General features: G+C 41.8%; 9 protein-coding genes. 4 read left to right on the top strand and 5 right to left on the bottom strand.

All coding sequences use genetic code 11. The annotated features are described in order from the left end of the window. Nucleotides 1–256 precede the first annotated feature (256 nt). A complete protein-coding gene (locus NH454_RS20350; RefSeq protein WP_235378187.1) occupies nt 257–892 on the top strand; it encodes a hypothetical protein in 636 nt (211 codons plus the stop codon). Between the two features lie 238 nt (nt 893–1,130). Here the strand turns inward: NH454_RS20350 and NH454_RS20345 are convergent, their stop codons facing one another. From NH454_RS20345 to NH454_RS20325, 5 genes are all read right to left on the bottom strand, one after another. Continuing rightward, the gene (locus NH454_RS20345; protein ID WP_253040094.1) at nt 1,131–4,244 is read right to left on the bottom strand and encodes a type I restriction endonuclease subunit R; all 3,114 of its coding nucleotides are present in this window, start codon (nt 4,242–4,244) and stop codon (nt 1,131–1,133) included. 67 nt (nt 4,245–4,311) lie between these two features. Beyond that, nucleotides 4,312–5,313 (bottom strand): Fic family protein, encoded by a 1,002-nt coding sequence (locus NH454_RS20340; RefSeq protein WP_253040092.1) that lies wholly within the window; start codon nt 5,311–5,313, stop codon nt 4,312–4,314. Further along, nucleotides 5,313–6,620 (bottom strand): restriction endonuclease subunit S, encoded by a 1,308-nt coding sequence (locus NH454_RS20335; RefSeq protein WP_253040090.1) that lies wholly within the window; start codon nt 6,618–6,620, stop codon nt 5,313–5,315. Before NH454_RS20335 ends, NH454_RS20340 begins: the two co-directional genes overlap by 1 nt. After that, a complete protein-coding gene (locus NH454_RS20330) occupies nt 6,617–8,176 on the bottom strand; it encodes a type I restriction-modification system subunit M (protein ID WP_253040088.1) in 1,560 nt (519 codons plus the stop codon). Before NH454_RS20330 ends, NH454_RS20335 begins: the two co-directional genes overlap by 4 nt. Nucleotides 8,177–8,336: 160 nt before the next feature. Beyond that, the gene (locus NH454_RS20325; protein WP_253040086.1) at nt 8,337–8,513 is read right to left on the bottom strand and encodes an AlpA family transcriptional regulator; all 177 of its coding nucleotides are present in this window, start codon (nt 8,511–8,513) and stop codon (nt 8,337–8,339) included. A 125-nt stretch (nt 8,514–8,638) separates the two neighbouring features. Here NH454_RS20325 and radC point away from each other — a divergent pair, with 125 nt between their 5' ends. From radC to NH454_RS20310, 3 genes are read left to right on the top strand one after another with little or no spacing between them, the layout of a single operon-like run. Beyond that, complete coding sequence (gene radC / locus NH454_RS20320) at nt 8,639–9,112, top strand: DNA repair protein RadC (RefSeq protein WP_253040084.1); 474 nt, start codon at nt 8,639–8,641, stop codon at nt 9,110–9,112. Nucleotides 9,113–9,124: 12 nt separating this feature from the next. Then, nucleotides 9,125–9,544, top strand: a complete 420-nt coding sequence (locus NH454_RS20315) for a DUF2787 domain-containing protein (protein ID WP_253040082.1) — start codon at nt 9,125–9,127, stop codon at nt 9,542–9,544. 12 nt (nt 9,545–9,556) lie between these two features. After that, the gene (locus NH454_RS20310) at nt 9,557–10,117 is read left to right on the top strand and encodes a tyrosine-type recombinase/integrase (protein ID WP_036973950.1); all 561 of its coding nucleotides are present in this window, start codon (nt 9,557–9,559) and stop codon (nt 10,115–10,117) included. Nucleotides 10,118–10,156: the final 39 nt, after the last annotated feature.

Here is a 10,156-nt window from a genome sequence, read left to right as displayed (position 1 = left end):
CATTCGTTATACCAATGACGCGTTGCTTTTTCGTCAAACCAGAAGCGAATATTACCGCGGTTAACGAGGGCTTGATTATAGTGAGACCAGTTTGTGATTTTGCTCATTGTTGTTGCACGGGCTAGTAGGATATAGATGATCTGATCACAGGCTGGCAAGATAGTTCAAACTTTTAGGAAACAACGCCTTCCTGAGGTTAAACTTTACGAATTGTCAGCTTTTCATTGAAGACTTAAGTTCTTTTCAATATTGGCTAATGGAATTAACTAATTTAAAAGTCATCATCTTGAAATATGGGCAGAAAGATAATGATTTTTTTGAAGCAGTAATAAACTCATTATCAAGAGGTAGAACCTCCCCATTAACTGTCATTTTTGAACTTCAAAAAAGAAAAGGCCCTAAAAAGATTGAGCCCACTTTCAATTTCACTTCAATCTCATCAGATAAATGTAATTTGTTCACTGCCCCAAAGATGGATATCAACCAAGGCAGACTTGAAAAATTTCTTGAGCAGAATGTACCTATAACTAATATATCAACTAAGGATTTTCAATTCTCTGGTTATTTAGAAGTAGAAAATGGAGAATGGCAATTAGATGTTAATTCACTCGTACTAGTGCAATATGAAGAGGTTATTTTTTCTTTTGAGGGTAAAGATGACGACGGAAAATTCAAATGTTCGGGTAGGTCTATCTGGAATAATGCTGAAGGAGGTTTTTACTTTGCCTCTAAATTACCTGTTAGATACTTGGATTTTAATGATGATGAGGAATATGCAAGTATTAAATTTAATAAAGTAGAAATTGATGATTTTGGAGATTGTATCGTGAGAGGTGTATGGATTCAAAACCGCGAGGAATGGATAATTGAAGGTAAACTCGCCAAAGCATAAAGCCATGTACTTACGAGGGGTTAATTTTTAGTTTTTTAAGGGAAGTGCTGCTTCCCTTAAAACATGCCATTTAAGAACCTGTAACAGACTCTTTGTGAATACAATTTAGTTTAACTATGATTTACTCAAAGAGTTTAAACTCCCAAGCAACAGTCCTTAAAAGGATTATGAACGCCTTAAGCCATTTACTCTTCGCTGTATAGGCTTAAACCGTTCTGACTAGTATAGAAAATGTCATTTAAACCTGCCCCCCAACACCTTTAAACTTTTCAACAAAAGCGGCAATTTTCTGAAAAACCGTCCGCTTCTGTGTTCGGTACTGTGGATTCAATGGGCTAAGTTTTGGCAGAGCCTCATTTAGCGCAGTGCCATTTTCAGAAGCGTACTCACGTTTGAGTGATGAGGCAATATAGCGCTTGGCAGCATCGATATTGAGCTTTTCAGAGGCGATAATGGCATCAGCTTCGCGCTTCTGCTCTGCCTGTGCGAACTTGAAGAAGGCGTCGATAATGCTGGCTTTATCATTTATCTCATCCAGGTTTGTCTGGTTAATAAAATCAACGACTAAACCCTCTTTCGCTCTATTGCCAAGGCTACTGCGGATCATACGACGAACTTCTTCAATCAAGCCCTCTTTGCTCTTGTTCTTCTTATTGTGATCAAAAATCAGTTCAAGAATATAATCGAGGTTGATTTCTTGAGATTTAAGCAAATCAATTTCAAAGACCACATCCCCCCAATCAACAGTGGAATTATCCTTTTCTTCCCCCTGCTTTTGGCGGCGTAACCAGTCACGGGTATCGTTATAGGTAGAGCGATAATCTTGAATAGCACGCTCACTTGGCATATCGATGGTTTGCATTGCCTCAATGTCAGCATCATCCAGATAGTACTTTGACTTGAACTCTTCAACAGCTTGTTCATCACTGGTATCTAGGCTTTGCAGTGCTTTCAAGCCTGCAAATTCATCGTAGTTTTGTAAAATATTTTCTGCTTTTAGGTATTCACCAAACAGCTTGGCAAATTCTTTTTTATCTTGTTCTTTCTCAATATTTTCAGGATTAGGAAAGCGTTCTTGCAGCTCTTTTACGATATCAACAAAACCACGACGAACTTGACCAGTAACAATATCGTTAAAGCCTTCCATATATTCTTTATAACTCTTCTCCAACACCACGTTTTTGGTGTTTTTGTCACCGAAAAGGGTAATTGCATCAATGGTTGCCTGTTCCAAGTCCCGGAAGGTAACAATATTGCCAAAGGTCTTCGTTGCATCATAAATGCGATTGGTACGAGAAAACGCCTGCATCAAGCCGTGATAGCGCAAATTTTTGTCAACAAACAAAGTATTGAGCGTTGGTGCATCAAAGCCCGTTAAAAACATACCGACCACGATGAGCAGATCTATTTCTTGATTCTTCACTCGCTGGGCAAGGTCACGGTAATAATTCTGAAAGCCATTACTGTCCACGCCATAGTTAGATTTAAACATGGCGTTGTAATCGTTAATCGCGGCGCTCAAAAACTCTTTTGCGCTGCTGTTCATGCTACTTACTTCAAAACTCTCATCTAAAATATCACCAATGGCGTCCTGCTCTTCATTGGCAGCAAATGAGAAGATAGTCGCTATGCGCAGAGGCTTACTCGTGGGTCCATTTTCGGCCTCGGCCTGCAATGTTTTGAAGGTTTCATAGTACGCTTTCGCCGCATCAACACTACTTACCGCAAACATGGCGTTAAACCCTTTGGCGCCAGAATAGGCTCGATGCGTTTTCTGGTTAAAATGGCTCAGAATATACTGCGAGATTTCACGAATGCGCATCGGGTGTAAGAACGCTTTCTTGTTCTCTGCGGCACTGAGCTTCTTTTCATCCTGCTCAGTCTCAATGCTCTTAAATTGCGGACGAACATCGTTATAGTCCACTTTGAACTTGAGTACTTTTTCATCACGAATGGCATCAGTGATCACATACGTGTGCAACTGCTGGCCAAACACGCTGCCCGTGGTTTCAGCACCCAAGGCGTTTTCAGGGAAAATTGGCGTACCGGTAAAGCCAAACTGGTAGTACTTTTTGAATTTCTTCTTCAGGTTTTTCTGCGCTTCACCGAACTGGCTTCGATGACACTCATCAAAAATAAAGACAATCTGCTTGTTGTAAATAGCTAAATCGCTTTCACTTTTGATTAAGTTATTGAGCTTTTGGATTGTGGTGACGACAATCTTGTTATCGTCTTTATCCAGGTTACTCTTAAGCCCTGCGGTACTGTCTGAACCGTTCACACTATCAGGCGAGAACCGCTGATACTCTTTCATGGTCTGATAGTCGAGGTCTTTTCTGTCAACCACAAAAAAGACTTTATCTACACAGTCTAAATCGGTGGCCAATCGTGCCGCTTTAAAGCTGGTTAGTGTTTTGCCTGAACCGGTAGTGTGCCAAATGTATCCGCCGCTCTCGGTGTTGCTCCAATTTTTAGCGTTAAATGCGCTCTTAATCTTCCATAAAATGCGCTCTGTAGCGGCAATCTGGTAGGGGCGCATTACAAGTAAGGTATTGCTTACGTCAAACACAGAGTAACGCAAGATCACTTCAAGCAGGGTCTCTTTCTGGAAAAAAGTCGCCGTAAAGTCTTTTAAATCCTTGATCAGCGTATTGTCTGACTTAGCCCAGTTCATCGTAAAGTCGAAGCTGTTTTTGTCACGCTTGGTCGTGTTGGCAAAATAGCGCGTGTCGGTGCCATTAGAGATCACAAACAGCTGCAAGAACTTGTACAACGAGTTCTCGCTATTAAAGCTCTCTTTGCTGTACCTATGAATTTGATTAAATGCCTCACGGATCGCCACACCACGCTTTTTAAGTTCAATTTGCACCAAAGGCAAACCATTGACCAAAATCGTCACATCGTAACGGTTGGCATGCCTTCCCGTTTGCTCAAACTGCTTAATCACCTGCACTTTGTTACGAGCAATGGTCTTCTTGTCGAACAGGTAGATGTTTTCTATATGGCCATCATCAAAGACAAAATCGAAGATATAGTCACTGTGCACCTTGCGAGTTTTATCAAGAATATTATCGCTTGGGGTGTTTAAGTATTGCTCGCAAAAACGAGCCCACTCGGCATCAGTAAACTCGACCTTGTTGAGGGCTTGTAATTGTTTACGCACATTCACCAGCATGGCATCGGGTGTCGTCAGAGCAGGCAAATACTCATAGCCCTGGTTGCTTAGGTCCTGGATCAGTTCACGCTCTAAATCACCTTCGCTTTGAAAACTTTCATTAACTTGCCAGTCTTTAGTGTATTTATCTAACACAATAAAGTTATTCGATTCTGCCACCGTTTTATACGTCGTCATTCGTTTACATCCTTTTCTTTTGGTTAGCAGTGGTGTTTTCCAAAATGGAAATAGCCACAGCATCGCATTATGAAGTAACTTGCCAGTGGCCGGTTTTATCTGAGCCTACTCGGGTTAATTTACCTTCTTTTTGCAGCTTGCTAATGGCACGGCCAATGGTTCTCACGTCTTTATTCAAGGTATCGGCGAGTTGTTGCCGGGTCAGCTCGGGCGTATTACTGAGCAATGCTAAAATAGCCTCCGGTGTTTTAAGTCCCGTTAAATTGACTGGAGTATTTACAGGGGCGTTTTCACCCTCCCTTAGAGGGGCATTTACAGAGGCGTTTTGTGCGAGTGTTTGCTGAATAACCGACAACATAAAATGAATAAACGGCGTGCTATCCGCTTGGTTATCTGCTTGTTCCAGTGCGTGATAATAATCTTGTTGATGATCTTTAATCACACTTTCAAGCGGTAAAGATAAAAATAACGGATGCCACTTGGACAAAATCAGCGTTTGCCATAACCGCCCCATACGACCGTTACCATCGGCAAAGGGGTGAATAAACTCGAATTCGTAATGAAATACACAACTGGCAATCAATGGGTGATCTTTTGTTTGCTTGAGCCATTGAATTAAATCAGCCATTAAACCAGAAACCTGATGAGCTGGCGGCGCAACATGGTGCACCACACCACCCTTATGGATACCCACGCCTTTACTACGAAACTCACCCGCATTTACAAGAATATCTGACAGCATTAAACCGTGGGCCGTGAGTAAATCATTAATGGCGCTCGGTGTGAATGTAGGCAGGGCATCATAAGCCGCTATCGCACCTTTTACTTCGGCTAACTCGCGCACGCTGCCTAACACGGGCTTCCCCTCAACAATGGCTGTGATCTGTTCTTCGGTTAACGTATTGCCTTCTATCGCCAACGTGCCGGTAATGGTTTTTATGCGGTTTTGCTTGCGCAGTTGCGGCGAGGCATTGAGCTGACTGGCATTTAATTCACCCACCTGCTGGCTGATTTGCGCCACCAAGTTAAGAATCTCGGTCGTAATCGTAAACGGTGGTTGATAGGCCATTAGGCTACCTCTTCAGATTTAGGCCCGCCTGCCGGACAGGCAGGGAAGCTCAACAACAGGTCACGATAATACTCGTATTGCTTTTGGCGTAACTCGATTTCGCGGGGGAGACCTTTTTGCAGCGAAGTTGTTAAGGTATCGAATTTATCCAATATCGCTACAATTCGCGCCTGCTCGGCCAATGATTTCGCAGGATCATTTGCATAAGGAACAGGTAACCTAAAGTTCTTAATGATTGTCGAATTTAGATCTCCTCTTGCACCTTGTCCTAGAGCTTTTATGTTTTCATAATTGAAACTAACCCAATGAAAGACGTATCGGTATAGGGCTTTTTTATCGTCGATTTCCAAACATCCACAGTGCTGATTTGTTGTTAGTGGAATCTTATTAATTGCTGATCTTCCAGCAGTTGCTCCAGAGATAGCAATTATCACGCAGTTTTCAGGTATCCATTTGGCTGATGAGTTTTGCAAAGCAGCTGGAGTTACTTTTACATCTGTGTCGAAAATATCAGCAAACTTTACTTCCTGAGTTCTAAGCCATGGTATATCACCGTCTTCGTAAAATTCTGGATTGCCGGCCTTAGGTGTTCCACCTGAATACCATTTTTTAGTAACATCACCTAACGTCTTCCACTCAACTTCACCCTCTCCTGCGTGATCGGCAGACAGGTCAAAACTTAGCAACTGGTCGCGGTAGTAGTTGTATTGTTTTTTCCGCATGTTAAGCTCGGCGGTCAGCTCGGCGGTCATGGCGCTAAATGCGTCCAGAATGCGCACAATTTCAGCTTGTATTGCCAGCGATTTTTCTGGGTTATCTGGGCATGGGATGGGGACTACTATTTTTGACAAATCACCGCTAGAAACTCTACGAACCTTAGCCCCTGTAATGTATTTTCTCTTCTGAGCTTGAAATGCTTCCGTTAAAAAATAGTGAGCTAAATACTTAACATTTTGCTCGTGTCGGAATAGCATCATATCGCCAGAAATTGCGGATTGATTCCCTAGCCATGCAAGAGGTTTCACAACGTCATCGTCATTTTCTGAAGTTGTGGCAAGCAAGAGGTCGTTCCTTTCCGCTTTTCTTAATTTTTTCGCTAGCTCTTCTGATATATAGGTAAAAGTTTCATCTGCCGATAAACCGTATTTAGTATAAATCTGACCGTAATGAATGGCTGGAAACCCCGTTTCGATGAAGTCCTTTTTCTGCAAACCATTACCGCGTATGAATTGGCCAATTTCACCTAGTGGCAGCCACACCACCTCAACTCCATCCAGCAGCTTCTCTATGTAGCTTAAATGACTCATGCTTCAAGCTCCTCACCTTCAATCTCTGCCACAATGGCGTCAATATCACTGCGAAGTTGAGTAATTTTAGCAACAGTGGTTTTAAGTTCGGCATTAAGCTCTGCAATATCTACCATCTCACGATTGTCTTTGGCTTCAACATAACTGCTCACCGAAAGGTTGTAGCTGTTGCCTGCTATGACGTCCAAATCAACGGATTTAGCAAAGTGATCCACGTTCTCTTTGTTGGCAAACACTTTCATTATGTCTGCAATATGCAGATCAGTCAGCACGTTGTTATTGGTTTCTTTTTTAAACAGGCCGCTAGCGTCGATAAACTGGGTGGTGGTATCGGCTTTATGTTTAGACAGCACTAAAATATTTACCGCGATAGTGGTGCCAAAGAACAGGTTAGGTGCCAGTGAGATCACGGTTTCAACATAGTTGTTATCAACCAAGTACTGACGAATTTTTTGCTCAGCGCCGCCACGGTAAAAAATACCGGGGAAGCAAACAATAGCTGCACGGCCTCTTGGTGAAAGATAACTGAGCGCATGCAGCACAAAGGCAAAGTCGGCTTTTGATTTAGGCGCAAGTACGCCAGCGGGCGCAAAACGGTCGTCGTTGATTAGGGTTGGGTCGTCGCTACCAATCCATTTCACTGAATAAGGCGGGTTAGAGACAATGGCATCAAAGGGTTTGTCATCTAAAAAGTGTGGTTCGATTAAGGTGTCACCCAACTGAATATTAAACTTGTCGTAGTTAATGTTGTGCAAAAACATGTTCATGCGCGCCAAGTTGTAGGTGGTGTGGTTGAGCTCTTGACCAAAAAAACCATCCTCAATGATATGCGCATCAAAGTGCTTTTTGGCTTGTAAGAGCAATGAACCGGAACCCGCCGCAGGGTCATAGATTTTATTCACACTGGTTTGGCCGTGCATGGCCAACTGCGCGATCAATTTTGAAACGTGCTGAGGGGTGAAAAATTCGCCACCGGATTTACCCGCATTGGCGGCATAGTTTGAAATCAGGAATTCGTAGGCATCCCCAAACAAGTCTATTTGGTTGTCTTCAAACTCACCGAAAGAAAGCTCAGACACTCGTTTTAATACCTTTGCTAAACGATCGTTTTTTGCAGTAACCGTATTACCTAAACGATTGCTGGTGGTATCAAAATCCGCAAACAAGCCTTTGATGTCTTTTTCTGAATCATAGCCATTGGCTGAGTTTTCGATTGCCGCAAAAATTGCTGCCAAATCCGTATTTAAATTTTCGTTTTTGTGTGCATTAGCCGCCACATTGCTGAACAACTGGCTAGGAAGGATAAAATATCCTTTAGTGCGAACTGCATCATCTTTAGCAGCCAGAATGTTTTCATCATCGTCAGACATGGCTGCGTAGTTAACACTCTCATCACCGCCAGTAATATAGTTGACAAAGTTTTCACTGATAAAACGGTAGAACAGCGTACCCAATACATATTGTTTAAAATCCCAACCATCCACTGAGCCACGTACATCGTTGGCAATAGCCCATATCTGGCGTTGAAGTTCTGCACGTTGTTGTAAACTTGTCATCAATAAATTCCCTTAAGGCATATTATCTTTTATCTGCACATTTTAGTAAGTGAATTAGAGTCAGCGTTGACTCTAATTCACTTACCATCAATGAAAGTTATACTACCATAAATTTTCTATAACTAATCTGCTACTTAGAGATATAAACGACTTAACTCTCTTATCGTTTACCTATCCTCTCCATTATCCAATCATCCACTTCTGACTCAACCCAAGCCACTGACTTAGCCCCTAACGATACTTGCTTAGGGAAAGTACCCTCAGAAATAAATTTATAGATACTCGAATGACCCAGTGATGTTTTTGCCATCACTTCTTTCAGTTTAATTAAACGCATGGAATTTCTCCGGTTGGTTATTAGTACATAACCTTTCCGGGGCCAGTATTTTTTTATGTCTCTCAAATGAAAAACTTACACATATACATCACTAACTTGCATAAACCACTTAAGAGGAATTAATAATGCAAGGTCAACAGTCGTTATATGAATTTAAGCATCCGGTAAATGATAAACAGATACTAGAAGCTGCTGCCTACATCATCGCTCAGAAGCAGTTTCGTGATGGGGTTTTAAATAGCCCTAATGATTGCGCAGAGTACTTAAAACATAAACTAGCAATACATGAGCATGAAGTTTTTGCTGTACTTTTTTTAGATAGCCAGAACCGCATACTGGAGTTTAAAGAGCTATTTAGAGGCACTATTAACGCAGCTAGTGTTTACCCTAGAGAAGTCGTTAAAGAGGTGCTGGAGCTTAATGCTGCATCCGTTATCCTAGCGCATAACCACCCTTCCGGCGTTACTACCCCATCTCAAGCAGACAAGCTTATTACTACCAAGCTTCAACAGGCACTTAACCTAATTGATGTATCAGTGCTTGATCACATCATCATTGGCGAGAGCACGTATTCATTTGCTGAACATGGTTTAATTTAAAAGGAGTTAAATATGGCGTTAAAAATAGAGCAAGTAGCAGGCTTAAAAGTGCCTAACTCTTTTATTAGTGTGATTGTAAGCGCAGTTGCTAATAGAGGTGATTCTGTAGGAACAGCTAAGGCGGTTACACTTAACTTTAGAGATCCAGATTACAGCCCTGAAGCTGGAGGCTTTCACCCTGTAGAGGTTAGGTTAGAAAAGAAGGCCACCAGCTGGCAGCTTATTTATATTACTGACTTCTCGTATCAGGGCCGTCATACCCCTGAACTGATAAAAGAAATTGATGTGTGCTTCAGCATTAAGCAGGTTTATCACTTTTTAGCTGGTTGGTTGAACGCTAAGGAAGGTAAAGAGCTATTAGACCTATTCATTTCAAACTTTGTTGAGTACTACAACACAGGTTGTTATCAGGTAACTGTTACTACTGAGTAAAGGGAGGTTTTTATGGCTGAAGTACAAGCAGTTAAAGATCTTGATACAGTAAGGCTCGTTAGCTATTTACTAGAAAAGCGTTGCTCAAGACAAATGAGCCAGATATGGAATATTGGCTTAAATCTCGCGCTTAGAATATCTGACTTACTTGCAGTGAAGTTTACTGACATAAGTAACAATAGGTTGATTATTTATGAGTCAAAGACCTCGAAATTAGCTGAAATAAAGCTAAATGATAAGGCGCTTACCTTGATCAACGAAATTAAACTAACTCATCCACACCACATCTACTTATTTCAATCATACCGCAATCAACAAGCGATTAATTCAAAGCCTAGACCGCTATCACGCAGAGCTGTCACAAAAGCATTTGCGTTAGTAGGTGAAGAACTAAATATTCATTTGGGGACTCACTCAATGCGTAAAACACGCGGTTATCACTTGTATCAGAAAACCCATGACATCGCCCGAGTAATGAAAATGCTCCGCCATAGCTCCGAAGCAACCACACTTCGTTACATAGGCATAACACAGGAGGAAATAGACAAAGACTTTGAAGAACTAGAGCTATAAACCCTAACAGCGCCATTCTGGTGCTCGTGATACTTAACT

The sequence above is a fragment of the Pseudoalteromonas sp. Ps84H-4 genome (genome assembly GCF_024124645.1).
Taxonomy (GTDB): domain Bacteria; phylum Pseudomonadota; class Gammaproteobacteria; order Enterobacterales; family Alteromonadaceae; genus Pseudoalteromonas; species Pseudoalteromonas lipolytica_C.
Note: the sequence above shows the minus strand (reverse complement) of the source record. Positions and strands in the feature narration are given on the sequence as shown.